At 64.6% G+C, this 24407-nt stretch carries 17 protein-coding genes, 2 other RNA genes and 4 pseudogenes; 10 read left to right on the top strand and 13 right to left on the bottom strand.

All coding sequences use genetic code 11. The features are described from left to right. Window positions 1-8: 8 nt before the first annotated feature. Window positions 9-894 (bottom strand): annotated as a pseudogene (locus NX05_RS23770) (DMT family transporter). 170 nt (window positions 895-1064) lie between these two features. Between NX05_RS23770 and NX05_RS12810 the strand changes: the two are divergent. From NX05_RS12810 to NX05_RS12800, 4 genes and pseudogenes are all read left to right on the top strand, one after another. Beyond that, window positions 1065-2055 (top strand): annotated as a pseudogene (locus NX05_RS12810) (LysR substrate-binding domain-containing protein). A gap of 44 nt (window positions 2056-2099) precedes the next feature. Then, a pseudogene (locus NX05_RS24445) lies at window positions 2100-2227 on the top strand (DUF2867 domain-containing protein); the annotation flags it as partial. 6 nt (window positions 2228-2233) lie between these two features. Next, window positions 2234-2489 (top strand): annotated as a pseudogene (locus tag NX05_RS24440) (DUF2867 domain-containing protein). A 78-nt stretch (window positions 2490-2567) separates the two neighbouring features. Next, window positions 2568-2861, top strand: coding sequence for a hypothetical protein (locus NX05_RS12800; protein WP_017112333.1), 294 nt, complete (start codon window positions 2568-2570; stop codon window positions 2859-2861). Window positions 2862-3057: 196 nt separating this feature from the next. Here the strand turns inward: NX05_RS12800 and NX05_RS12795 are convergent, their stop codons facing one another. From NX05_RS12795 to NX05_RS22530, 3 genes are all read right to left on the bottom strand, one after another. Next, window positions 3058-3861 (bottom strand): DUF4349 domain-containing protein, encoded by an 804-nt coding sequence (locus NX05_RS12795; protein WP_039436819.1) that lies wholly within the window; start codon window positions 3859-3861, stop codon window positions 3058-3060. Continuing rightward, window positions 3858-4214, bottom strand: a complete 357-nt coding sequence (locus NX05_RS12790; RefSeq protein ID WP_039436818.1) for a GFA family protein — start codon at window positions 4212-4214, stop codon at window positions 3858-3860. Before NX05_RS12790 ends, NX05_RS12795 begins: the two co-directional genes overlap by 4 nt. A 23-nt stretch (window positions 4215-4237) precedes the next feature. Then, a non-coding RNA gene (locus tag NX05_RS22530) (sX9 sRNA) lies at window positions 4238-4313 on the bottom strand. Between the two features lie 420 nt (window positions 4314-4733). On the opposite strand from NX05_RS22530, the gene NX05_RS12785 reads away from it, so the two are divergent. Continuing rightward, complete coding sequence (locus NX05_RS12785) at window positions 4734-6539, top strand: DUF885 domain-containing protein (RefSeq protein ID WP_039436816.1); 1806 nt, start codon at window positions 4734-4736, stop codon at window positions 6537-6539. Between the two features lie 291 nt (window positions 6540-6830). Here the strand turns inward: NX05_RS12785 and NX05_RS12780 are convergent, their stop codons facing one another. The 6 genes from NX05_RS12780 to NX05_RS12755 all read right to left on the bottom strand — a co-directional run bounded on the left by NX05_RS12780 (window position 6831) and on the right by NX05_RS12755 (window position 15995). After that, on the bottom strand, window positions 6831-8663 hold the full coding sequence (locus NX05_RS12780) for an ABC transporter ATP-binding protein (RefSeq protein ID WP_039436814.1): 1833 nt from the start codon (window positions 8661-8663) through the stop codon (window positions 6831-6833). Window positions 8664-8829: 166 nt separating this feature from the next. Beyond that, window positions 8830-9426, bottom strand: coding sequence for a plasmid pRiA4b ORF-3 family protein (locus tag NX05_RS12775; RefSeq protein ID WP_039436812.1), 597 nt, complete (start codon window positions 9424-9426; stop codon window positions 8830-8832). A 64-nt stretch (window positions 9427-9490) separates the two neighbouring features. Next, the gene (locus NX05_RS12770) at window positions 9491-12550 is read right to left on the bottom strand and encodes an efflux RND transporter permease subunit (protein WP_039436811.1); all 3060 of its coding nucleotides are present in this window, start codon (window positions 12548-12550) and stop codon (window positions 9491-9493) included. Then, window positions 12547-13653 (bottom strand): efflux RND transporter periplasmic adaptor subunit, encoded by a 1107-nt coding sequence (locus NX05_RS12765; RefSeq protein ID WP_017119012.1) that lies wholly within the window; start codon window positions 13651-13653, stop codon window positions 12547-12549. Before NX05_RS12765 ends, NX05_RS12770 begins: the two co-directional genes overlap by 4 nt. Window positions 13654-13675: 22 nt before the next feature. Then, window positions 13676-14512 carry a MipA/OmpV family protein gene (locus NX05_RS12760; RefSeq protein ID WP_039436810.1) on the bottom strand — a complete coding sequence of 279 codons (837 nt, stop codon included), beginning with the start codon at window positions 14510-14512 and terminating at the stop codon, window positions 13676-13678. A gap of 19 nt (window positions 14513-14531) precedes the next feature. Beyond that, complete coding sequence (locus NX05_RS12755; RefSeq protein WP_052239574.1) at window positions 14532-15995, bottom strand: efflux transporter outer membrane subunit; 1464 nt, start codon at window positions 15993-15995, stop codon at window positions 14532-14534. 105 nt (window positions 15996-16100) lie between these two features. On the opposite strand from NX05_RS12755, the gene NX05_RS12750 reads away from it, so the two are divergent. Together NX05_RS12750 and NX05_RS12745 are read left to right on the top strand one after the other, a co-directional pair. After that, window positions 16101-16790 carry a response regulator gene (locus NX05_RS12750; protein WP_039436806.1) on the top strand — a complete coding sequence of 230 codons (690 nt, stop codon included), beginning with the start codon at window positions 16101-16103 and terminating at the stop codon, window positions 16788-16790. Then, on the top strand, window positions 16787-17980 hold the full coding sequence (locus NX05_RS12745; RefSeq protein WP_039436804.1) for a sensor histidine kinase: 1194 nt from the start codon (window positions 16787-16789) through the stop codon (window positions 17978-17980). Before NX05_RS12750 ends, NX05_RS12745 begins: the two co-directional genes overlap by 4 nt. Before the next feature lie 58 nt (window positions 17981-18038). On the opposite strand, the gene NX05_RS12740 is transcribed toward NX05_RS12745, so the two are convergent. From NX05_RS12740 to rraA, 3 genes are all read right to left on the bottom strand, one after another. Next, window positions 18039-19304 carry a cation:proton antiporter gene (locus tag NX05_RS12740; protein WP_039436802.1) on the bottom strand — a complete coding sequence of 422 codons (1266 nt, stop codon included), beginning with the start codon at window positions 19302-19304 and terminating at the stop codon, window positions 18039-18041. Between the two features lie 140 nt (window positions 19305-19444). Then, the gene (locus NX05_RS12735; protein WP_172645755.1) at window positions 19445-21040 is read right to left on the bottom strand and encodes a serine hydrolase; all 1596 of its coding nucleotides are present in this window, start codon (window positions 21038-21040) and stop codon (window positions 19445-19447) included. A gap of 21 nt (window positions 21041-21061) precedes the next feature. Beyond that, window positions 21062-21562, bottom strand: coding sequence for a ribonuclease E activity regulator RraA (gene rraA, locus NX05_RS12730; protein WP_010366889.1), 501 nt, complete (start codon window positions 21560-21562; stop codon window positions 21062-21064). 579 nt (window positions 21563-22141) lie between these two features. Between rraA and NX05_RS12720 the strand changes: the two genes are divergently transcribed. The 3 genes from NX05_RS12720 to NX05_RS12715 all read left to right on the top strand — a co-directional run bounded on the left by NX05_RS12720 (window position 22142) and on the right by NX05_RS12715 (window position 24327). Continuing rightward, window positions 22142-22975, top strand: a complete 834-nt coding sequence (locus tag NX05_RS12720; RefSeq protein ID WP_039436798.1) for a DUF72 domain-containing protein — start codon at window positions 22142-22144, stop codon at window positions 22973-22975. A 58-nt stretch (window positions 22976-23033) separates the two neighbouring features. Beyond that, a non-coding RNA gene (locus NX05_RS22525) (sX9 sRNA) lies at window positions 23034-23110 on the top strand. Window positions 23111-23379: 269 nt separating this feature from the next. Next, the gene (locus tag NX05_RS12715; RefSeq protein ID WP_010366896.1) at window positions 23380-24327 is read left to right on the top strand and encodes a DMT family transporter; all 948 of its coding nucleotides are present in this window, start codon (window positions 23380-23382) and stop codon (window positions 24325-24327) included. Window positions 24328-24407 lie beyond the last annotated feature (80 nt).

The raw sequence follows: 24407 nt of genomic DNA, 5'->3' as shown, positions 1-24407 counted from the left end.
CGCATGGCTTAGCGGGCGCGCTGGCTGAAGGCCACGCTGCCTAGGATCAGTACCGCGGCCACCAGCATCGTCCAGGTCAACGGTTCGCCCAGCAGCGACCACGCCAGCAGCGCACCGAACACTGGCACCAGATAGGTCACCGTGGACGCACGCGCCGGGCCGATGCGCTGGATCAGCCGGTAACATCAGAAACGCCAGCCCGGTGCACACCACCCCCAGCGCAGTGGCGCAGGCCCACGCCACTGCCGGCACCGGCGTGGTCGGCCACTGCCACCAAGCCAGCGGCGCCAGCAGCAACGCACTGCAGCCTAGCGTGGATGCTGCCGATGCGGCCGGTGGCAAATCGCCCATGTGGCGCTTCACCAGGTTGTAGCCGATGCCGTACAGCAGCGAGGCAGTTGCGCCGGCCAACGCCGCCGGGCCCACGCTCAAACCGGCCGATTTGCCGGTGGCCAGCACCAGCACACCGATAAAGCCCACCAGCAAGGCCAACGCGCGACGCGTGCCGATACGTTCGCCAAAAAACAGAAATGCGATCAGCGCAGTGAACAACACCGTCATCGCATTGCAGATCGCACCCACTGCCGCCGGTGCGTGTTGCGCGCCCCAGGCGAACAGCAGGAACGGTAACGCAGAGTTGAGGACGCCAATCGCCGCCAACATCGGCCAGCGATGCAGCGCGAAGCGATCGCGTGCCAGCCACAGGAATGGCAGCAGCACCAACGCGCCCAGCGCCAGGCGAATTTCCACCAGCACCACGGTGCCGAACTTTGGCGCGGCCACGCGCATAAACAGGAACGAGCAGCCCCAGACGATGCCCAGAAAACCAAGCTCAAGCGGCGTGCGCCATTCGCGTGTTGCCAGCTCAGGTTGCGCCGACGATTGTGCGCTCATGGCCGAGCTCCCGCACCGGGCTGTGTTATCAAGAAACGGCAGAACACAACAGCGGGCGAGCTGAGGGACATGGCACGATCATCGTGAAGGGATGGCGCAGCATCGGTTGCTACTGCGAGGGCGACAAGCGCGTAGTATCGGGGCGAGCCACAAATCTCACTCATGCCTCGATGAATCTGCGCGCCACCCTCTTACCTGCGCTGGGCGTATTTGCAGCCGCTGCGCCACCAGAATTTCGCGCATGCCGCCGAAGAACTGCACCTCACCGCCAGCGCAGTTAGCCACCACGTGCGCAAGCTCGAAGCATTGCTGGGGGCTACGTTGTTTCAGCGTCTGCCGCGCGGCGTCAAACTCACCGCCGAAGGCCGTCAGCTCGCCGATGCCGCCACCGCTGCACTGGCCGAAATTGCTGCGGTGGCCGGCAATCTGCATCCGCGCGAAGACGCCATTCCGCTCCGCGTGACCACGTTGCGGTCGCTGTCATACTGCTGGCTGCTGCCGCGGCTGCCACGCTTTTGCCGCGCCTATCCGCACATCCGTATGGATCTGCAATCGGACGCGGCCTTTTCGCGTTTCGAAGAAGGCGGCCCGGACCTGGGTATCCGTTACGGCCAGGGCGCGTGGCCCGGATTGACCTCGCATCATCTGATGGACGACGCGTTATTTCCCGTCGCCTCGCCGTCGTTGCTGGAAGTGGCCGCATTGCGCACGCCAGCGCAGATCGCGCAATTGCCGTTGCTAACCGACATGTCGCCGCAGGGCTGGCGCGACTGGTTTCGCGCCGCTCAAGTGCGCGGCACCACCTTGCCGCCGATGCACACCTTCAACGACAGCACCGACGCAACGCGCGCTGCCGTATATGGCTTGGGCGCGGTGTTGGCGCGCAAACACATCGCGCAACCCTACCTGCAACGCTACGAACTGGTGCGCCTGCCCGGACCCACGCTCAAGGCGCGTTATGCGTACTACATCGTGCACCCCAGCCACCGCGCGCTCACTCCGGCGGCGGCATTATTTATCGATTGGCTCAAGCGCGAAGCACTGGACGAACGCACCCCGATGCCGGCACTGCCGGCCGGGTTGGTGACGTTGCCGCCGAGCGAAGGCGTGCGGGAGCCGCGGGTGCGTCGGCTTTCGCGCAAAGCATCGGCAGCGCAATGAAGTCACGCAGGTGTCTTGGCATTTGAGCGAGGCGGCATACATCCCTGGTCAAGCCATTGGGACTACGCACCTCGCAGTTGGGTTGCCCGGTGTCTTCGTTGCTCGACCGAGCGCGGCGCAACGTTTCGCCGGGCGCTTTCCGGTGCTGGCACAACGTAGCGATGCCGACGGGCAGCAGGTGCAGATCGTGCTGGGTGCCGACGACAAACATCTGCGCTTCCGCTGGTCAGTGGCGTTGCGCCGGGTCGGCACGAAATCGCGCTGGCCATGGCCACGCAGGTGAGCTGCCGCAACGGGTTCGGTCGTGTCTACATGGCATGCATCCATCATGCGCAACATCACTACATCATGCGACGATGCTGCGCGTCGCAGTGCGACGCATGCTGCATTCCGCGCCGGCGACAAGCGAGGCGTGGCCGGCACAGCTCGCGTGACGCGGGCAGCGTGCACCATCACCTCGTTTTGTCTTATCGATGCCTAGGCTTGACGTCCCCAATCCCCAGGACACTCCCATGCCTACCCTTCGCATGCGTATCACCGGCACCGACGACGACGCGCGTGCCATTGCCAACCTGCTGCAGAGCATCGACGGCATCGAGCACGTGGAAGAAGTGGATGATCTGATGCCGCATCTGGACGACGACGATTCCAGCTCGGCCGGCCTCTCCGATGACGAAGGTCCAGGCAGCCATGAGTTCGAAGTGGAAGCAGGCAACGAAGCCACCGCGCAAAAGGTGCGCGACGCCGTGCAGGAATTGGCACTGCAGCTGGACGTGTTTGTGGAATATGAGGTCGACGAAGGCTGAGCCCGGCTCAGCCTTGCGGGTTTCGAGGTTACGGCACATCTGGAACCGGTTTGATGCACTAACGCGCGTTGTCGCTTTCGGCGTGCGCTAAACCAGTCAGACGGCATGCGTCTAAGCACTGACGACGCATGCCGCAAGCAACCACAAATCAGCTAATTGCGCAGCTGCACGGCAGTGCCGCGCAGCTGCAAGTGTTTCAGGACATCCGGCGGCGGCGTGCGCGCCAACGCCATGCCTGCAACAGCAACCAGCCGGCAATCAATGCGAGCACGGCTACCGGCAGCAGCGCTGCCACTGCGCGGATCACAAACGCCACGCTGCTGGAAAACACCTCCCCAAACTCGGCGGCGGCTTCGGCAATCTCGCCCCTGCCCTGTTCGCTTCCGGTGCTGCGGAAAGTGAGCGTCAGCAACTGCGTGCGCACACGCCGCTGTTGCTGCGCTGCCTGTCGTTGGGTCTGCTGGGCTTCGGCTTCAATCTCGGCCAGCCGCTTGGACAAGGCCAGCAGATCGGTCACCGCCAGATCGGGGCGTTGCTGCAATTCGAGCAGACGCGCATGTTCTTTTTGCAGCCGCGCCTGGGCCAGGCTAGTGTCGGCGATCTGCTGTGCCAGGTCTTCCGCACGCGTGCTGCGCGCGGCGACATCGCCATGTTGGCCAGCCAATTGCACCATTGGCTCAATCCCGTCCGGTGCCAGGCGCACGCTGACGCGCCCGCTGGGGGCGCGCCCGCCTTCCTGCTCTACCGCCAGCAAGGCGCAATCGCCGAACTGTGTGCCCTGGCAGGCAGTGCGTATGGCGGCGATGCGCTGGCCAATCTGATCGGCAGGCAGCTCGATGCGCACATCGTGCTCGTAGGCCAAGGCATTGCCCTGCGTGGCGGGCGGTGCCGGCGCAGCAGCACCGCCGTCGGCCGCCATCTCCGCTTGATGCTTCGCACACCCGCACAGCGCCCATCCGAGCAGTATGACCGCGGCATACCGCTGCATCGCGCGACTCATCGGCTGGCTCCATCGACTGCATGTACCTGCAGCCCGGCAAGATCCAGAGCCGGCAGGCAACGCACATTGACGGCGACGCCCATTTCGCCGGTCTTGGGGCTGATGCCTTCGCTGGAGGGCGCGGTTCCGCACTGCGGGCAGTAATGGTGATCGATGTGCTGCTGATTGAAGCGGTAGCGGCCTACCGCTGCTGGTTCGGCGTGCGGCTGCAGTTGCGTGTGCGTGCCGAAACAGAGCAAACCGCCGCGGCGGCGACACAGCGAACAATTGCAGTCGTCGACCTCGGTGATGGGTACTTCGGTCTCCAGATCGAACGCGATGCGTCCGCAATGACAGCTACCGGCGTAGTGCATGTGATCCTCCTTGGAATAAAAGCGGCTAACAACACGTAGCGAGCAGCCGTCACGCGGGCATGGACGGCGCGCAGGAACCGGAGTGTACGAGTACGACATGCCGATTCCGAGCACTGACCGCGCCCGCCTGGCGGCTGCGTAATGCTTTTTAGGTGCTCTAAACCACCGGGTGGGTGGCAAGCATGATGTTGCCTGTGCGCGTTGCCTGGTGGCGAGGCAGTACGCAGGAACCGGAATGTACGAGCGATCGCGCCCGCAACATGCACCTACCCTGCGCGCCGAGCGGTCGGCGCTGCCGGCCGGCTGCGGGGTAAGGGCTCACCAACACGTGGTGGGCATCTGTAGGGGGCGTGGACGGCTCGCAGGAACCAGGGGGACGCAACACATGCCGGTTTCGCGCACCGGCCGCGCCCGCCTGGCGGTGCGCGCCATCGGCTTGTTGGCTGCTCTAAACCAATGGCGGATGCAGACACGCGCGCAGATGCCTATGCTGGTGGTTTGATTCCACCAGGACCCACGATGCGTCAACGCCTGCTTGTCCTTGCCCTGCTCACTGGCCTCAGTGCCTGCCAGCAACAGCCCGAATCCCCGCGTGCCGATGCAACCGCGCCTGCCGCCGCCGAAGCACAGACTCCGGATGCGCGCTTTACTGCGTTGTCCAAACAGGCGCTGGACACCTGGATGCAGCTGTCGCCGGTCACCGCCACGCAGACCGGCGATCACCGCTTCGATACGCAGATCGATGACCTGAGCGCCAGCGGCCGTCAGCGCAGCCTGGATGCGGGCAAGAAGCTGCTGGCCACACTGGATGCGATCGACGTGGCCAAGCTGTCGCGCGAGAACCAGGTGGATGCTGCGATTTTGCGCAATCAGCTGCAATCGGAAATCTGGAATACCGAAGTGCTGCAAAGCTGGGCCTGGGACCCGCAGATCTACAACGGCCTGGCCGGCAGCGCGCTGTACAGCCTGATGGCACGCGAATTCGCGCCAATGCCCGAGCGCCTGACTGCGGCCACCCAGCGCATGGAAAAGATTCCGAGCATTTTTGCGCAGGCGCGCGAGAACCTGGACCCGGCGCGGGTGCCAAAGATCCACGCCGAAACGGTGGCCAAGCAAAACAAGGGCATCCTGAGCATCGTCGATAGTTTCATCGCGCCCAATATCAGCCAGCTGGGCCCAATCGAAGCGGCGCGCGCGCAGGCGGCCATCGACAACCTGCGCAAGGCAGTGGCTGAGCAGCAGACCTGGCTGGACACGGTATTGGTGCCCAACGCCAAGGGCGACTTCCGCATCGGCGCAGAAAAATACGACCAGAAGCTGAAATTCGCGCTGCTGTCGTCGCTGTCGCGTGCCGACATCAAGCAACGCGCCGAATCCGAGCTCAAGCGCGTGCGCGGCGAAATGTATGGCATTGCGCGCACCGCGCTGAAGGACAAGCCGGGCGCTCCCAAGTTGCCCGAATCGCCCAATGACGACCAGCAGCAGGCCGCGATCGAAGCGGCATTGGAGCTGGCGTATGCCGACAAGCCGGCGCGCGACAAGGTGGTGGACGCAGCCAAGGCAGCGCTGGCGCAATCGACTGAATTCGTGCGTCAGAAAGATTTGATGACGCTGCCGGATTCGCCGGTGGACATCATCCTGATGCCGGAATTTCAGCGTGGCGTGGCGGTGGCCTATTGCGATTCGCCCGGCCCGCTCGACAAGAATCTGAAAACGTTCTACGCGGTGTCGCCGATCCCCGACGACTGGAACGACAAGCAGGTGGATTCGTTCCTGCGCGAATACAACACCCGCATGATCCAGCTGCTCAGCATCCATGAGGGCACGCCGGGCCATTACCTGGAAGGCTGGCACTCGGCCAAGTTCCCCTCCACGCTGCGCGCGGTGCTACGTTCAGGCATGTTCGCCGAAGGCTGGGCGGTGTACACCGAGCGCATGATGCAGGAACAGGGCTATCTGGATAACGACCCGCTGTTCCATCTGGTGCAGTTGAAGTTCTACCTGCGCACCATTGCCAATGCCATTCTCGACCAGGGCGTGCATGTGGACGGCTGGGATCGCGACAAAGCAATGCACCTGATGACCCACGACACCTTCCAGCAGGAAAGCGAAGCCTCGGGCAAGTGGGTGCGCGCGCAGCTCTCGTCCGCGCAGCTGCCGACCTACTTCGTCGGCGTGCAGGAACATCTGGACACGCGCAAGGCGGTACAGGAGAAGCTCGGCGACGCGTTCAACCTGAAGGCCTATCACGACAAGATGCTGTCGTACGGCGCCCCGCCGGTGCGCTTCGCACGCGAGCTGATGCTGGATCAGCCGATCGAGTAAGTGCCTCTATTCTCTCACCGGGACATTGTCCCCTTCATGGAGGAGAAGGTGCCCGTGGGGCGGATGAGGGTGCGGGCGCAGCGTCGTATGGCTAATGGAGGAAACTGACCTTCGTTGTGTGATTCAGCAACGAAGAAATGTGTGCCGTCCACATGGCTAGTGGCTACGCCCCGTACCCTCACCCCAACCCCTCTCCCGATGGGAGAGGGGCTTGGATGCTTGCTAAGTTCCGTTAGCAGGTTTTCAAGCCACACGAAGCCAATTGCGTGTCCTCACGCGTCGCTTTTTCCGTCACGCATCCGCCGCAACAAACCCACCGGTCTGCCGCGCCCACAACCGCGCATATAAGCCGCCGTGCGCGATCAGTTCCGCATGCGTGCCTGTCTCGACAATCTTGCCGCCGTCCATCACCACCAGCCGGTCCATGCGCGCGATAGTAGAAAGACGGTGCGCAATTGCGATCACGGTCTTGTTGCCCATCAAGGCATCCAGGCTGTCCTGGATGGCGGCCTCCACTTCCGAATCCAGCGCCGACGTCGCTTCGTCCAAAATCAGGATCGGTGCGTCTTTCAGCAGCACCCGCGCAATCGCGATGCGCTGGCGTTGACCGCCGGAGAGTTTGACCCCGCGCTCGCCCACATGCGCATCGAAGCCGCTGCGGCCTTCGCCATCGATCAGCGTGTCGATGAAACTGTCGGCGCGTGCCTTGCGTACGGCGTCGAGAATCTGCGCCTCGCTGGCTTGCGGCCGCCCATAGAGCAAGTTGTCGCGGATCGAACGATGCAGTAACGAGGTGTCCTGGGTGACCAAGCCGATCTGCCCGCGCAGGCTTTCCTGCGTCGCGGTTGCGATGTCTTGCCCATCGATCAGGATGCGCCCCTGCTCCAGGTCGTACAGCCGCAGCAACACATTGACCAACGTGGATTTGCCGGCACCGGAAGGCCCGACCAGGCCGATCTTCTCGCCGGCACGCACCTGCAGATCCAGCCCGGCAATCACCCCGCCGCGCTTGCCGTAATGGAAGTGGATGTGCTCGAACTGCACCTGCCCCTGGGTCACCTGCAGCGGCACCGCATCCGCTACGTCCTGCACCTGCACCGGTTGCGAGATGGTCTGCATGCCGTCCTGCACCGTGCCGATATCTTCGAAGATGCCGTTCACCGTCCACATGATCCAGCCAGACATGTTGTGGATGCGGATCACCAGGCCGGTAGCCAAGGTGATCGCGCCCACACTGATCTGCCCGCGGCTCCACAGCCACAGCGCCAGCGCGCAGGTGCCCACGATCAAAAACCCGTTCGCCACTGCAATGGCGGTATCCATGGCAGTGGTCACCCGGGTCTGCCCGCGATGCTTCACCGCCAGCTCGTCGATGGCATCGCGCACATAGGCCTGTTCGCGACCGGCATGGGCGAATAACTTGAGCGTGGAGATATTGGTGTAACCGTCGACGATGCGACCGGTCGCCTTGGAGCGCGCATCCGATGCCACCCATGCGCGCGCCTTCATGCGCGGCACGAAGAACGCCATCAGCGCCACGTACACCACCAGCCAGATCAGCAACGGCGCCATCAGCCAGGGGTCGGCCTGTGCAAACAACCACAACGCGCTGCCGGTGTAGACCACGATGTACCAGAGCGCGTCCACCATCTGCACGGCCGATTCGCGCAGCGAGGTACCGGTCTGCATCACGCGATTGGCGATACGCCCGGCAAAATCGTTGTTGAAAAAGCCCAGGCTTTGGCGCACCACGTAGTTGTGCATCAGCCAGCGCGAACGGTTGCTCAGGCCCGGCACGATCGCCTGATTGACCAGCAGATTGTGCAGGCCGGTAAAAAACGGCCGCGCCACCAGGGTGATCACCGCCATCCAGATCAGTTCGCCTGCGTGGAGCCGGAAGAAGTCCGGCCCCGGTTTGTTGGACAGCATGTCGACGATGCGGCCGAGGAAGTCGAACATCGCCACTTCCACCAGCGCCAGCAGCAGTCCGGCGATCAAGGTCGCCAACAGAATTGGCCACAACGGCCGCAGATAATGCAGATAAAAGCGCCACACGCTGCGTGGCGGCATCTCCCGCTCGATGGGCGGGAAAATATCGATCAGGGACTCGAACCAGCGGAACATTGCGCAGACTTCGGAAAAACCGGGGCCTCAGGCTAGCCGATCGGGCGTCAAGCCGCAGTGGCGCTGGCCTGCACGCGGTGTTTGATCAGCTAGCGCAACGCGTGAACGCCGCAGTGGCGCGCGAAAACCAAGGTGTTCAGCGCCTTCCCAGGCCAGGCGACACGCCTCACTCGCGCACGCGTGCGAGCAAGCGGTTGACCTCGGCCAGATCGAAATGAGCGGGTTCGAAGCGCCCGCCCAAGGTCGCCAGTTCCTGCACATGCTGCGGGTGGTCCGGGTCGGCGATGATCTGCACCAGCGTCTGATAGTTGTCAATGTCGCCACTGCGCTCTGGCGGGCAGGCGTTGGCACCGTCCACGCAGCGCGCCACACGCAGGCCGGCATCCGGCGGCAACAGCGCTTCCACCTGCAGGCGATGCTGCCAGCCATGGCCGGCGCCGTAGAAATAATCGAAACCTTCCAGTTCGCCCACTGCGCTTTCCAGGGTGACGCGCCCGGCATGTTTGAGCCGTGGACGCTCCGGCACATCCAGCCCGGATTCGCCATAACGCCCACCGCCCAGGTCGAACTCGTAGGGGTGCGCGCCATTCCAGCCCATCACCGGCTGCAACACGCGATGTAGCGTGGCCAGGCGCACCGCACCCGACACCAGCAGGCGCCGCCAGATCAGCGGCGCACTGCCGGTCACTGCCACATGCAGTTGATACACCGGTGCAGGTGGCTGCACCGGCTGCTGTGTGGCTTTCTTTTTTGCCTTGGTCATCGTGTCGTGTTTGCTGCTGTCTGCCCCAAGTATGGCGTGCCGGGCCGACGAATGCAGGCGCGGTTTAGGCACCGCGCCGCATGCGCAGACCGAACAGCAGGTCGTACAGGATCGGGATCAAGCCCAGCGTCACCAGCGTGCCCAACGCCAACCCACCGATCATGGTGATCGCCATCCCGGTCCACAGCGGGCCGGCAAACAGCATCAGCGGTACCAGGCCGACGATGCAGGTAAGCTTGGTCATGATGATCGGACGCAGACGTTTTACCGCGGCAGCAACCACTGCCTTGCGGCATGGCAGGCCATCGGCAAGTTCGGCCTCGATGCGTTCCAGCAGCAACACCGCGTTGTTGACGATGATGCCGGCCAGCGCCAGCAAGCCGAACGTGGCCATAAAGCCAAACGGATAGCCGGTGATCACCAGCGCCAGCGCCGCGCCGATCAACCCGAATGGCACCGCAGACAGCACGATGAACAGTTTGCGGAACGAGTTGAACTGCCACACGAACAGCAACAGGATCGCGCCCAGCGCATGCGGCATGTAGTGCAGCAAGGCTTGATTGGCTTCGGCTGAATCCTCCAGCTCGCCGCCAATCTCCACGCGGTAGCCTGGTGGCAACTTTAGCGCAGCGATGGGCGCCGCCAGCCGCTCGACGATCTCGGTCGCGGTCAATTGCGGATTGCGCGCAGTCACCGTGATGGCACGGCTGAGGTTGCGCCGCTGGATCGCCGACGGCTCGCTGTCGCGCAGCACCGTGGCGATTGCCGCTAGCGGCACCGGCGCGCCGCCCGCCTGCGGATACACCAGCGTATCGGCCGGATTGCCGTTGCCGGCGCGCTCCTGTGCGCTGCCGCGCACGACCACCGGCACATCGGTGCCGTCGTCGCGGATCAACGTAGCGTCCACACCGCTGTAGCGCGCCTGCAATGCCTGCGCCACGTCTTCGCTGCTCACACCGGCGCGGCGCGCTTTGAGCTGGTCGACCTGCACCACATAGCGCGGAATGCGGGCTTGCCAATCGTCCTGCACATCTACGGTGCCCGGCACTGCCCGCAAGGCCTTGGCAATGGCGGCAGCGCTACTGCGCAACACGGCCTCGTCCGGGCCCACCACGCGGTACACCGCCATGCCGGCTTCGGTCGCGCCTAATGAAAAGCGTTTGGGCTCGGCACGCAGAGAAGGGAAATGGCTGCGCACATGCGCGCGCACCCGTGCGATCACCGCATCGATGTCGGTGCCGGGCCGCACGCTGACCGTGAAGTACGCCTGGTTGGCCGCCGGCAGCGGCGGATTCAGGCCCAGCACGATGCGCGGCCCGCCATCGGCGACATAGCCGATGCTGTCCACCACCTCGGGGTTGGCGCGGCGGTCGCCCAACCAGCGGCTGAGGTCGCTCACCGTGCGCAGGGTTTCGCGTGCGTCGCTGCCCGCTTGCAAGGTCACCGGCATCTGGAACTGCAGGCGATCAGACTTGGGCAGGAAATCGTACGGAATCGATATCAGCACGGTGATCGCCACCGCCAACATCGCCGCCATGGCACCGATGAACAGCGCCTTGTGCTGCAGCACACGTTCGATGACGCGCCGGTAGCCACGATAGAACCGCGATTCCACTGCGTCGCTGCTCCTGGTGGCATGCACCTTGGCGAAGTACATGCACAGCAGCGGCGTCACCGTGATGCTCAGCAACCACGACCCGAGCAGCGTCACGCCCAACACGGTGGCCAGCGAGCGCAGATATTCGTTGGTGCTGGTCTGGCCGAAGAAGAATGGCGAGAACGCCAGCACGATGACCAACGACGAGGTCAGCAACGGTGTCGCCAGCGTCCGGCCCGCATCGATACAGGCCTGGCGGCGTTCCTCGCCGGCCACCAGACGGCGCTCGATGTCTTCGGCAATCACGATGCCGTTGTCCACCAACAAGCCCAGCGCAAGAATAATGGCGGCAATCGAAACCGTCTGCAGCTCCACGTCCAGCACGCGCATGACGATCAACGAAGCGAAGATGGTCAACGGTACGATCGCGCCGACGATCAAGCCGGTGCGCCAGCCCAGGAACAACATCACCACCGCCATGACGATGACAATCGTCTCGCCCATGACGTGATGCATCTTGCCCATCTCGCGCTCGACCACATCGGCCTGGAAGCTCACCACGTGCTGAGTGAAGCCGACAGGCAGTTGGCGCGCGGTGTCGTCGAGCTTGGCGCGCAGCGCCTTGCCGAAGTCGGCGATATTGCTGCCGGGCTGCATGGACACCGAGACCACCACCGCCGGCTGGCCTTGGTAAACGGCCGCGCTTTGCGGCGGGTCGGCCGGCATCACCTGCACCTGTGCCAACTCGCCCAGGGTCACTTCGCGAGCACCGCCGGCAGGCGCGCCGGGCACGCTCAGCAGAACACCGCGCAACTGCTCGGGCGTGCGGATTTCGCCGGACGTGGCCACGGTCAGCGCCAATCCAGACACCGCCACCTGCCCACCGGAGCCCACCACATTCTGCGCGCGCAATTGCGCCATCACGCTGGACGGGGTCAGGCCGCTCGCCAGCAGACGCGCGCGATCAAACGACACGTACACGCGTTCGTCCTGCAGGCCGAACAACTTCACCTGCTCCACGCCGGGCAAGCCATACAACTGCTCGCGCATGCGCCGCAGCGGGCCGCGCATTTCGCTCATCGAAAAGCCCGGCGCGGTGACTGCAATCGAGGCCACCGACACGCGCCCGAAGTCGTCGTCGACGAACGGGCCAAGCGTACCGGCAGGCAATTGCGCACCGGCCTCTGCGGCCTTGGCGCGCACACGCTGCCAGAGCGCCGGCAAATCCTGCACATCGTCGTAGGCGGTCAGCTGCACGATCGCGCTGCCCGGGCGCACCGTAGTGACGATGCGCTTAATGCCTGCCAGCTCACGCAGCTGCTCTTCAATGGGGCGTGCCAACAGGTTTTCCACCTGCTCGCTGGGCATGCCGGGATAGGCCACAGACACCAGCGTGTCGCGCACGGTCACCGACGGTTCTTCCTGCGAGGGGAAGCCAAGGAAGGCCACGATGCCACCGATCAGAATCATCGCTGCCGCAAACAAGGTCAGCCGGCTCGAACGCATCGCCATCTGGGTCAGCTTCATGGCGCGCGACCTCCGCTCAGCTGGGTCTGTGCCTGCAGTGGGGTCACCGGCTGGCCGCTGACCAGAAAGCCCACCCCTGCGCTGACCACCTGCTCGCCTGCACGCAGCCCGCGCAGAATCTGGACGCGCTCACCGACAATCGTCCCCAGGTCGACTGCACGTTCAATGACGGCCCGCTTTGCCGGCTGGTACACGAACACACTGGCCTGTTGCCGATTGAGCCGCGGCACGACCGCCGACAACGGCACGCTGGGCGTGGAAGCAGCATGCGTAGGCAGTGTCAGCAGCACGCTGTCGCCGCTACGCAGTGCCGTCGTTGCGGCGACCGGCTCGAACAACGCCTGCACCGTTGCGGCATTGTCCACGCGGCTGGAAAGACTGCGCAGACGTAGCGCGACCGGCGCGGCGCCAGCATCAACTCTGCGTGCGTGGACGGTTTGCCCGGGCACCAGATCGGCAGCGGCAGCTGTCGGCAGCGTGGCGACCAGTTGCACATGGCCCTGCCCTTCCACCTGCAGCACCGTCTGCCCCGCTGCCAGATCCGCCTGCGGCTGTTGCAGGCGCGCCACCACGCTGCCATCGAACGGCGCGCGCAACTCGCCCAGACGCATACCGCGGCGGGCCATGGCCAGATCGGCCCTGGCCACCTGCAGTTGTGCGGTAGCGGCATCAGCCGCCGCGCGCGCGGTCGTCAAGGTCGCATTGGAACTGGCCCCGTCATCGAACATCGCCTGTTGCTGGCGCAACTGCAGTTGCCGTTCGCCAGACTGCGCCAGCGCCGCACGCACATTTGCGTCGGCCTGCTGTTCGCGCAGGCGCAGCGGTTCATCGTCCAGGCGCGCCAGCACTTGCCCGCGCGTCACGCGGTCGCCCACATCCACCAATACCGCAGCAAGACGGCCCGCTCCTTCGAACGCCAACTCGGCGCGCTGTTCCTGGCGCGCCAGCGCCGGCACCTGCAGGGGGTTGTCGCTGCCGGCGCCAAAGCGCTCCAGCTTCACCGCGCGCGGCGTCTCGGTGGCGGGCGCATCCGGCCCACTGCAGGCGGCCAATCCCAGCAGCAACGTGCCGCACACCAGGCCGCGATAAAACATCGTCATCATTCGATCCCCCGGTCTGTGCCGCTCAGCGGCTGTAGGTCAGTGCAAAGGTGCCGCCGACCAGAGCGCGGCGCGCCACCAGCGGGCTGTCTTCGGCGTTGTCCAGGTAGCGCGTGCCGGTGACGCCCAGCGTGGTGGCCCAGTGGTCGCCCAGCGAATGCGTCCAACTGCCACCGACTGCGGCGGCGTAGACGCCGGATCCCGCGTTGAAAGCCTCCAAACGCGTGCGTCCGGCCTGCGCATCGGTGACGCCGAAATAGGCCTGATTGAAGCGGTGGTCGCCGCCATGCACGTCCAGATCCAGGGTGACCGTGTCGCTGGCGCGATGCAGCAGTGTGAACTCCACTCCGGCGCGATAGCGGTTGCGACGCGCCGCATCCTTGAGCGCGAATTCCGCCTCCGCATTGACGTTCATGTAGGGCGTCACTGGCTGCATCACCAGCGTGCGTGCCGTCACCGACCCAGGCACATCGCCCATGCCGGCCAGCAGGCGCGAGCCCGGCCGCCAGTTGCTGTCGCTTTGCAGCCGGCCCAAGTCGTAATACAGCGATTGCGAGATGTAGAAGCCAGACTTGCTCTGGTATTGCAGGCCGGCACCGCGCGCCGTATCGAAGAACAGCACACCGCGTTGCACCACCAGCACCGGATTGAATTGCACGCGCGCGCGTTCGGCACCGGCATATTCTGGCGTGGCAACTGCTGCGGCGCCCGCAGTGATTTCAGTCCGCTCTCCCAGCAGGCGCGAGCTCCCGGTCAGGTCGGTTTGTGCATGCGCGATGCACGGAATGGCGCTCATACACGCAAGGACGCCGGCGCGAACAGCATGGTTGCCACGCAGGCGATTGAAGGACAGTACATTCATCGAAAGTCTCCAGCAGACGTCAGGAAGAGGTAGGCAGGCGCACGCCGTAGAACGCCTGAAACAGGGCAATGCGGCTCAGCACGCGTTGACGTGCGGTGTCCAGGTAATCAAGTTCGGTTTGGGCGGTGCGCGTGCGCTCGGCCAGCAGCGCGCTGCGGTCTTCCAGGCCGGCATCCATGCGCTCGTGCATTCGAGCAAGACGCAGTTGTTCGCGTTCGACCTGCTCACGCGAGCGCGGCTCGGCCTGCGACAAGGTCGCGTGCGCGTCGAGCGCATTGGCGACCTCACGAAACGCAGACTCGATCGCCTGCTCGTAGGCGACCACATCGGCGCGTTTACGCACCTGCGCCAGATCCAGATTGGCGCGATTACGGCCACCGTCGAACAACGGCAGATTCAGTTGCGGCATAAAGCTCCACACCCCGTGGCCAGCGGAAAACAAGCCGCTCAATCCGTCGCTGGCGGTGCCCACGCTGGTGCTCAAGGTGATCGACGGGAAAAACGCCGCACGCGCCGCGCCGATATCGGCATTGGCCGCGCGCAATTCCAGCTCGGCTTGCTGGATATCCGGGCGTTGCAGCAACAGTGACGAATCGAGTGCGCGCCACGCGCTCGCAGGCGTATCTGCAGCGATCAAACCCTGTAGATCGCCGGGTACCGGCGTGCTGTCGTAGCCGGCCAGCAACTGCAGGGCACGCACTGCCGCCGCGTGGTTATCGTTGCCCTGCAAGGCCGCCACATGGGCCTGATCGGCCTGACGGCGCTGCGCATCGCGCTCGTCGCGCGCAATCAGCCCCACCTGATATTGCCGCTCGGCAATGGCCAGGAGCGCAGCGCTGTCGGCATCCAGCGATTGCAGGTGCTGCAGCGCCTGCGCAGCCGTGCGCTCGGTGGTGTAAGCACGCAGCACCTCGGCAATCAGGGCACCACGCGCTGCATCGCGGCCGTAGGTGCTGGCCAGGTAACGCTGCCGCGCAGCCTCGGACATCGCCTGCAGCTTGCCGAAGAAATCCACTTCGAAATTGCCGATTCCCGCGTCGGCAATCACCAGATCCTGCTGGTAACGCGCATCCAGCGCCGGATTGTCGAAATGTTGCCGCAGCTGTTGTGCGCCGACAGCGATCGTGGGCAGACGCGACGCCTGGGCGATGCCGTACTGCGCGCGCGCCTGCTCCACTTGCAGCGCAGCGCGGCGGAAATCGCCGTTGTGCGCCAACGCGCGTTCAACCAGGGGCTGCAGGTCGCGGCCCGGCGCGAAGGCCTGCAGGAATGCGCGCTCCTGCGTGTTCAAACTCACGGCAGCCGTGGCATTGGCGTCGGGCTGATCGGGCGCGGATGCAGCCTGTGGGCTACCGAACGTGGCCGGCACGCTCACCGGCGGCCGCTGATAGGCCGGCGTCAGCGAGCAACCAGCCGACAGCACGGCACTGGCGGCAACCAGGCAAACGCAAGACCAACGGCGCGGAATAATTTGTGGAATCATGATGTCGGAGCACAGAGCCAATCTCGACCGACATCCTCGACCTGTAGCGTCCAGGTTGTTTTCGGGAATTATCCAGATTTGATCGAGACGACAGGGCAGCACGCCATGACAGGCAAAAAGGTTCTGCTGGTGGAAGACGACGCCGATAGCGCCAGCATTCTGGAGGCCTATCTCCGCCGCGATGGCTTCGATGTGGCAGTGGCCGGCAATGGTGAACGCGCCATCCAGCTGCATCGGCAATGGGCACCGGATCTGGTGCTGCTGGATGTGATGCTGCCCAAGCTCAGCGGCATCGAGGTGCTGTCGGCGATCCGCCGCGCCGGCGACACGCCGGTGATCATGGTCACCGCCATTGGCGATGAACCGGAGAAGCTCGGCGCACTGCGCTATGGCGCCGACGATTACGTCGTCAAGCCGTACAGCCCCAAGGAAGTGGTGGCGCGCGTGCATGCCGTCCTGCGCCGAAGCGTGGCCGTGCGCGCGCCGGGCGAGCCCCTGCAGCACGGTCGGCTGAGCGTGGATCCTGCCGCCGTGGTTGCCAGCGTGCAAGGTGACAACGGCGACAGCGTGGCGCTGGATCTGACACCGACCGAATTCAATCTGCTTGCGCTGTTGCTCAAGACCCCATTCAAGGCCTTTACGCGCAGCGAATTGCTCGACGCCTGCCTGCCCGGCAGCGATGCGCTGGAACGGGTGGTGGATTCGCACATCCACAACCTGCGCCGCAAACTCGAAGTGCATGGCATCACCGGCGTACTGGTCACCGTGCGCGCAGTGGGATACCGCTTTCAATGAAGGCCCTGCGGCGATTTCATGCGTGGCGTAGTCAGGCGCCGCTGTGGTGGTGGGTGGGGCTGCGCATGAGCGCGCTGGCGGTGCTGACCATGATGGTCATCGCCTTCGGCATGTGGTGCTATTTCAATCTTCGCTACAGCCTGATCCTGAGCACCGTGCCGGCTGAGCCGCGCGCGGAAATCGCTCAGCTGATCGAACAACCCAGGGCCAACCAGGCGCGCCTGTGGGAGCTGTTCCAGCGCTATTACGACATCGAGAATTTCCTGCCCGGGCTGGCCAATCCGGACTGGTGGATGCTGGGCGCCATGATGACCATCTCGGTCCCGGTCATCCTGTTCTGCGGCCTGCTCGCATCGCGGCCACTGTCGCGGCAATTTTCGCAGGTGGCTTCCGCAGCGCACCGGGTCAGCGACGGCGACTTCGGCGCGCGCGCGCAAGTAGTGACTGGCGCACCGGACGAGCTCACCGCCCTAGCCGACGACTTCAACACCATGAGCGGCAGGCTGCAGCAGTACGAGCGCGAATTGCGCGACTCCAGCGCGATGCTCGCGCATGAATTGCGCACCCCGCTCAATGCCGCAATGGGACGCGTGCAAGGCATGCTGGATGACATCTTTCCGCGCGAACCCGAGCAACTTCGGCTGGTGCATCGCCAGCTGGAGCAGATCAATCGGCTGATCGGGGATTTGCACCTGGTGTCGCTGGCGCGTGCCGGCCAACTGGTGCTGGAGCCGGAAAGCGTCGACCTGCACGAGCTCGTCGCCGAGCGCATCGAGTGGGCGGGGCCCGTGCTGCGCGAGGCGCAAATGGCCATCCACTACCCCACGCATCCCCCGCTCCGCCTGCGTGCCGACCGGCATCGGCTGGGCCAGGTGTTGTCGATCCTGATCGACAACGCGGTGCGCTACGCCGCAGCCGGCAAGGTGCTGGAGATAGAGGTGCGCCGCGATGGCTCCGGCGTGGAGCTCACCTTGGGCGACCGTGGCCCCGGGGTAGAGCCTGCGCAATTACCGCACCTGCTGGACCGCTTCTGGCGCGCCGACAGCTCGCGCGCGCGGCATTCCGGCGGCAGTGGCCTGGGCCTGGCGATCGCATCAGCCATCTGCCAGGCGCACGATGGCCGCCTGGTCGTCAGCAATCGTCCTGGCGGTGGCCTGCTGGCCAGCGTGCAGTTGCCGCTGAGGCGTTGACGCGCCACCCGGCGCGCGCACCGCTGCAGTTGTCTGCACAGCAGACAGCTGCGCGCCCTCACCGCGATTGCAGGCTCGGCACCGCGTCGCTCACATGGGCGTGGCGGCGCATGATCCAGTTGAACAACGGGGTGGCCATCAGCGTGGACAGGATCGCCATCAGCACCAGCACCGAGAACAGGCCTTGCTCGATCACACCGGCCTGCAAGCCGATATTGATGATGATCAGCTCCATCAACCCGCGCGCATTCATCAGCGAGCCGATCGCCATCGCGTCGCGGTTGTTCTCGCCGGTGGCACGCGCCGCGGCCCAGCAGGCCACGCCCTTGCCGATGAACGATGCCGCCAGGATCGCCACGCCGGCCAGCAGGATCTGCGGCTGCAGCAACACGCTGAGCTGCGTTTTCAAGCCCGAATAGGTGAAGAACATCGGCAGCAGCAACACCACGACAAACGGCTGCAGCATCTCGCGCAGCTTCTCGGTCAATGCGCCCCTGGGCAGGCAGACACCGAGCAGGAAACCGCCGAATACCGCGTGGATGCCGATCGCATCCATCGCCCAGGCGCTGGTGCAGAACAGGATCAGCACAACGGCCAACACACTATTGCTCAGCGGCTGGCCGGGCACCACATGATTGGCGAGCCGCTTGAGCAGATGCCGTCCGACAAAAATCATGAAGACCGCATAGCCGATGCCGCCGCCGATGGCCAGGTAGGCACTGCCCCAACTGCCGCCGAAGCTGGCCAGCACCACGGCCAAAATGCACCACGCAGCCGCATCGTCGAACGCACCAGCGGTCAGCGCCAGCGTGCCCAGGGGGCTATTGGTCAGACCGCGCTCGTGGATGATGCGCGCCAGCATCGGAAAGGCAGTGATCGCAATCGCCGCGCCCAGAAACAGCGACGCTTCCATCAGCTTGGCCTTTTCCGAAAACAGGCCTTCCACGTTGATCAACCACGGGCACATGGCAAACGCCAACAGGAACGGCACCGCGATACCCGCCATCGACACGCTCATCGCGCTGCGATAGCGCGCGCGAAAGTGATCGCTGCGGAAATCGGTACCGACCAGGAACATGTACAGGCCCACGCCGAACTGCGCGAACACGTACAGCACGTCCATGGTCTGCTTGGGGAACAAGGCCGCCTGCGCGCCTGGTGCCAGCAAGCCGAACAACGAAGGCCCCAGCATCACGCCGGCAATCATTTCGCCCACCACCTGCGGCTGCCCGAGGCGCTTGCCCAACATGCCGACCAGCCGGCACGCCAGCAAGATCGCGGCAGCCTGCAAAAAGAAATACACCGACATCTGCGGGGTGGTCATGCGTGCGGCAACATCCCTGAAAAGTGCGCAGATCGTAACCGGACATGCTGCGCTTCGATAGCGTGCGGTTGACTATCTGAGCCCAAGTACGCGCTTGGGCCCGCCAGACGCAGCGCGGCGGCTACCCGCGCTTGACTGCATCATTTGCCCGCAGCGGTTTCGGTCGGCACCGGCGTCAGCACCAGATCCTGAAAATCGAAGCTGAAATCGGTCAGCGGCGAAATCGGCTCCATGCGCATCTCGCGCAACGCGCCATCTGGCGTCAGCGAAAAATTGACGAAGGCATCGGCATTCAAGGAGCGGTCGTCCCAGCGCACGATGAAGCTGTCGTGCTGCCAATGCTCCAGTGTGCCGACCAATTGAGCGGTCTTGGCAAACTGCAGGCGCAGCCGCTTGCCGTCCTGGCGAATCACCACATCGCCGTACCACGGGTCGCGATAGGTGGTTGCATAACTGCGCAGCGGCAACGACGGCGTGGAGTGCGCCGCACGTGCGTCCTGATGCTTCTTCCAGCTGACGCCCGCATCGCTATCGGCCTTCTCCACCAATTTGGCGTAGGCGGCAGTCCAGTCGGTTGGCGGCACCTGCAAGAACGCATCCAGCACCTGGAAGGTCACTGCGTTGAACGCAGCGCCCACTTCCTGATTGGTCAATACCACCACGCCCAGTTTTTGATCCGGCAGCAGCGTCAGGCGCGACACCATGCCGGGCCAGCCGCCGGTGTGCCACACCATGCGATGCCCGCGGTAATCGCTCAGGCTCCAGCCCTCACCGTAACCGGCAAAGTTCGGACGCGCCGCGGCAAGCTCGGGCACCTGCACCTCGTCGATCGGAATCGGCGTGATCATCGACCACATCTCGTGCTGACGCTTGGCGCTGAACAAAGGTTTGCCATCGGGCAGGATGCCGCCGGCCAGTTGCACGTTCATCCACAGCGCCATGTCGTGCGCACTGGAATAAATGCCGCCAGCGCCGGAATTGTTGGACCAGGTCAGCGGCGCCACCGTGCGCAACTTGGTGAAGTCGTATTTGGCATGCCCCACTGCTGCGTTATCGCCGGGCTGCAGATGGTCGGCGTTGAAGCGTGTGCCGCGCATGCCCACCGGGGCGAAGATGCGTTGCTGCAAGAACGCCGCGTAGCTCTGCCCGGAGACCTGCTCGATCACCTTCTGCGCGACCGCGTACAGGATGTTGTCGTACGCATAGCGGTCGCGAAAGCCGCCCTTCAACGGCACCTTGGCCAGGCGCTGCACGACTTCTTCGGTGGTGTAGCTGGTGGTGGGCCAGAACAACAGATCGCCCGCACCCAGACTGAGCCCACTGCGGTGCGCCAGCAGATCGCGGATACGCATCTCGCCGCTCACATACGGGTCGGACATGCGAAACCACGGCAGATGGTCGATGACCTTATCATCGAGCGAAAGCTTGCCTTCGTCGGCCAGGATCGACAGCGATGCCGCGGTGAAGGCCTTGGTGTTGGATGCAATGGCAAACAACGTGTCGGCCTGCACCGGCGCGGGCTTGCCGGTCTCGCGCACGCCGTAGCCGCGCTCCAGCAACACCTGGCCGTCCTTGACGATGGCCACCGCAATACCGGGCACGTCGAACTGTTTGCGCACGCGTTCCATCTGCGCATCGAACTGCTGCATGCCGGCGGGGAGTTCGGCCGCGTGCGTTGTCGTCACCAAACTTGCCACCATCAGCACGCCCCCACTCAGCCATCGGTTCAAGGTCACTGTGTCACCCTCAGTTTTCTGTCAGATCGACCCGCCGGCGCCATCCAACGACAACGGCTGCGGCGCCACCAGTACGCCATTGGCATCGGCATACAGCCAATGGCCTGGAACGAAGGGCACGCCAGCGAAATTCACCGGCACATCCACATCGCCCAGATCGCGTCGCTCGGTGCGGCGCGGGCAGGCGGCCAGCGCCAGCACCCCCAGCGGCAACGTGGCAAGAATTTCGACATCGCGCACGCAACCATGGATCAGCACGCCGGCCCAACCGTTCGTCACCGCGTTGGCCGCGATCTGGTCGCCCAGCAGCGCATGCTTTAGCGATCCCTGCCCGTCCACCACCAGCACGCGGCCATCGCCCGGCGTGGCGGCCAGTTCGCGCACCCGCGAGTTGTCTTCGAAACACCGCACCGTGACCATCGGTCCGGCGAATGCCGTGCGCCCGCCGAAATGGCGGAACAGCGGCTCGGCAATCGTCACCTCGGGGTAGCGGTCACATAGATCGGGCGTGGTCCAGGTCATCGGGGCGATCTCGCGCGGCAGAGCTGGCATGGTAGCCGGCTACGGCGGTGCATGGGCGACGGGTGCGGCGCCACGCAGGCAGGCACAGGCAGAGAAGGTGCGCGTGGGTGGGCAGCACTTCGTTCTGCCGCTGCATGGTTGCCGCTGCAGTGAGTTCGCCGTGCGTTGTTCGCTGCGTGCTGGTCTTGCCAATATGTACCGGCGTCCGCAGCGTCCAGGGCATCAGCCCAAAGCGCGCCCCGCAAATGCGCAGCGCTGTCGCATCGACGCTGCGTAAACGCAGCAGATGGAATTGCCGACACCTGCGCTGTTGGCGTCTTGCACAGATCGCCTAAAACGGGATGCACTTGCCCATCCGTTAGACCAGCACGGTCGCAATGCGCCTCAGCACATCGGCGGCAACGCCATTACTGGATATGCGCCATACAGGCTCAACCATTGCAGCGCGAAACAGGCAGCTCATTTGCAACCGCGCCTTCTCATCGCACCACCTACGTCACAGCTATGATCGGCCGGCGCTCGCTGCCTTCGCAGAAGCATCCGCAAGGGCGCACGCCCCCGCCAGCGAGTATCCACGCAATGACCGATCTGTTCGCTTCCGCCCCGCCCGCCCTCCACGGCATCCATATCGGTATCGGTGGCTGGGTGTATGCGCCGTGGCGCGCGGGCATGTTCTACCCGGACGGGCTGGTGCAGCGCCGCGAGTTGGAATATGCAAGCCGCCATGTCACCGCCATCGAGATCAATGGCACCTACTACGGCACGCAGAAGCCGGCCACCTACGCAAAGTGGCGCGACGAAGTGCCACCCGGCTTCGTGTTTTCGGCCAAGGCGCCGCGGCGCATCACCCAGTCGCGCAAGCTGGCCGGCGCCAAGGCGCAGGTGGAAGACTTCATAGGCGGCATTTTCGAGCTCGGCGCTACCCTGGGGCCGCTGGTATGGCAGTTCGAACAAGGTCATCGATTGCAAGCCGACGATCTGGACGCGTTTCTGTCATTGCTGCCCAAGCGTGCAGGCACGCGTGCGCTGCGCCATGTGCTGGAGATTCGCGACCACGATGCGGTGGACGCGTCGCTGCTGGCCTTGGTGCGTCGCCACGGTGTGGCCACGGTGTTCACCGATTCGGACGAGCATCCCTCGTTCGCGGATCTGTCCACCGATTTTGTCTACGCGCGTCTGATGCGCAGCCAGGCGCGCCTGCACGCGGGATATCCGGCGCCGGCATTGGCGCGCTGGGCTGAGCGCATCCAGGCCTGGCGGCGCGGCGATGACCCGGCCGATCTGCCGCACGTGGATGCATCGACGGCGCCGGCACGTCAGCCACGCGAGGTTTTCGTGTTTTTCATCAGTGCGGCGAAAGAGCGCAACCCTGCGGCCGCGATGGCGCTGTTGAAAGAGCTGTCGACGCGTTAGAGCAGCTGGCAAACCGACGGCGCAGCCGGCAGACGAAGGGGCCGTGGCTCGGTGCGGCGGGCACCAGTCGCACACGCTGATTCCGCGTGCGCCGTCCACGCCCACCTGACGACTGCTCGCTACGTTTGCTTGGCCGCTCTTGGTCCGCGCATGCGTGCAATCGGCGATGAGTGGTGCAGCGATGTCTGGAGGTACAGCGTTGATGGTTGAGGTGGAGCAATCGATCGAGGTGCGATGCGCTAAGTCGCTCGCCGATTAGCTTGCCGCGATGCGGTTGGTCGATGCTTAACAGGTCGCGCGATCACTGTTTAGCAGTCACGCTAGCCGTCCCCTTAACCCACCTCTGCGCCCAGACGTCGCGTCACTCGCAGCGCCGATCAGCCCGTTTTCGGCGACAATGGCGCATGCCCACGACCGACCTGCGCAAGGCGCAACTGCAAATCCATTTCTGCGTGCTGCTTTGGGGCATCACCGCGATCCTGGGCAAGCTGATCACGCTGCAGGCATTGCCGCTGGTGTGGTGGCGCATGTTGATCGTGGTGGTAGCGCTAGCCTTGTGGCCGCGCGTGTGGCGCGGGCTAGGTGGCTTGTCCGGGCGTGTGGTGCTGGGCTATTGCGGCATCGGCGCGCTGGTCGCCCTGCACTGGCTCACCTTCTACGGCGCGATCAAGCTGGCCAATGCGTCGGTGGCAGCGACCTGCATCGCACTGGCGCCGGTCTTTACCGCGGTGATCGAGCCATGGGTGACCAAACGCCCGTTCCGCCCGCGCGAATTGCTGTTCGGGCTGGCCGTGTTGCCTGGCGTGGCGCTCGTTGTTGGCGGGGTGCCGGATGGCATGCGGGCCGGCGTGGTGGTGGGCGCGATCTCGGCAGTATTCGTCGGGTTATTCGGCTCGCTCAACAAGCGCATGGTGGCGCATGCCGACCCGCTCACCGTCACCGCGCTGGAACTGGGCGCCGGCACGCTCACCTTGACCCTGCTCGCACCAGCGATGCCGCTGTTGCTGCCGGCGTTGCATGGCGATCTGCTGGTCGTGCCCAGCCTGCACGATGGCGTATTGCTGCTGGCACTGTCATTGGCCTGCACCTTGCTGCCGTTCGCGCTGGCGTTGGTGGCGCTGCGCCATCTCAGCGCCTATTCGGTGCAGCTGGTGACCAATCTCGAACCGGTCTACGCCATCGTGCTGGCGATCGCGCTGCTGGGCGAACAACGCGAGCTCACCCTGCAGTTCTATCTCGGCGTGGCGATCATTCTTGGCGCGGTATTCCTGCATCCGGTGCTGGAACGTCGGCGCAAGGTGGTGCATCCGGAATTGCTGGGCACAGCCGAAGCGAAGAACATCGTCGACTGAGGTGCACAACGCAATGCGAATTGTCGCGCGGCCGTCAGTTCGGCGTAATCGGCAGGCACACAAACACACACAACACACCA

This window comes from Xanthomonas vasicola (assembly GCF_000772705.2).
GTDB lineage: Bacteria > Pseudomonadota > Gammaproteobacteria > Xanthomonadales > Xanthomonadaceae > Xanthomonas > Xanthomonas vasicola.
The sequence above is the reverse complement of the archived record's forward strand: the minus strand, read 5'-3'. Positions and strand labels throughout refer to the sequence as shown.

Coding starts and splice junctions, on each gene's coding strand:
- NX05_RS12800 (WP_017112333.1), top strand. CDS start 2,568: ATGCCTACCCTTCGCATGCGTATCACCGGCACCGACGACGACGCGCGT.
- NX05_RS12720 (WP_039436798.1), top strand. CDS start 22,142: ATGACCGATCTGTTCGCTTCCGCCCCGCCCGCCCTCCACGGCATCCAT.
- NX05_RS12765 (WP_017119012.1), bottom strand. CDS start 13,653: ATGATGACGATGTTTTATCGCGGCCTGGTGTGCGGCACGTTGCTGCTG.
- rraA (WP_010366889.1), bottom strand. CDS start 21,562: ATGACCTGGACCACGCCCGATCTATGTGACCGCTACCCCGAGGTGACG.
- NX05_RS12755 (WP_052239574.1), bottom strand. CDS start 15,995: ATGATTCCACAAATTATTCCGCGCCGTTGGTCTTGCGTTTGCCTGGTT.
- NX05_RS12770 (WP_039436811.1), bottom strand. CDS start 12,550: ATGAAGCTGACCCAGATGGCGATGCGTTCGAGCCGGCTGACCTTGTTT.
- NX05_RS12740 (WP_039436802.1), bottom strand. CDS start 19,304: ATGACCACCCCGCAGATGTCGGTGTATTTCTTTTTGCAGGCTGCCGCG.
- NX05_RS12780 (WP_039436814.1), bottom strand. CDS start 8,663: ATGTTCCGCTGGTTCGAGTCCCTGATCGATATTTTCCCGCCCATCGAG.
- NX05_RS12760 (WP_039436810.1), bottom strand. CDS start 14,512: ATGAATGTACTGTCCTTCAATCGCCTGCGTGGCAACCATGCTGTTCGC.
- NX05_RS12795 (WP_039436819.1), bottom strand. CDS start 3,861: ATGAGTCGCGCGATGCAGCGGTATGCCGCGGTCATACTGCTCGGATGG.
- NX05_RS12745 (WP_039436804.1), top strand. CDS start 16,787: ATGAAGGCCCTGCGGCGATTTCATGCGTGGCGTAGTCAGGCGCCGCTG.
- NX05_RS12785 (WP_039436816.1), top strand. CDS start 4,734: ATGCGTCAACGCCTGCTTGTCCTTGCCCTGCTCACTGGCCTCAGTGCC.
- NX05_RS12775 (WP_039436812.1), bottom strand. CDS start 9,426: ATGACCAAGGCAAAAAAGAAAGCCACACAGCAGCCGGTGCAGCCACCT.
- NX05_RS12790 (WP_039436818.1), bottom strand. CDS start 4,214: ATGCACTACGCCGGTAGCTGTCATTGCGGACGCATCGCGTTCGATCTG.
- NX05_RS12715 (WP_010366896.1), top strand. CDS start 23,380: ATGCCCACGACCGACCTGCGCAAGGCGCAACTGCAAATCCATTTCTGC.
- NX05_RS12750 (WP_039436806.1), top strand. CDS start 16,101: ATGACAGGCAAAAAGGTTCTGCTGGTGGAAGACGACGCCGATAGCGCC.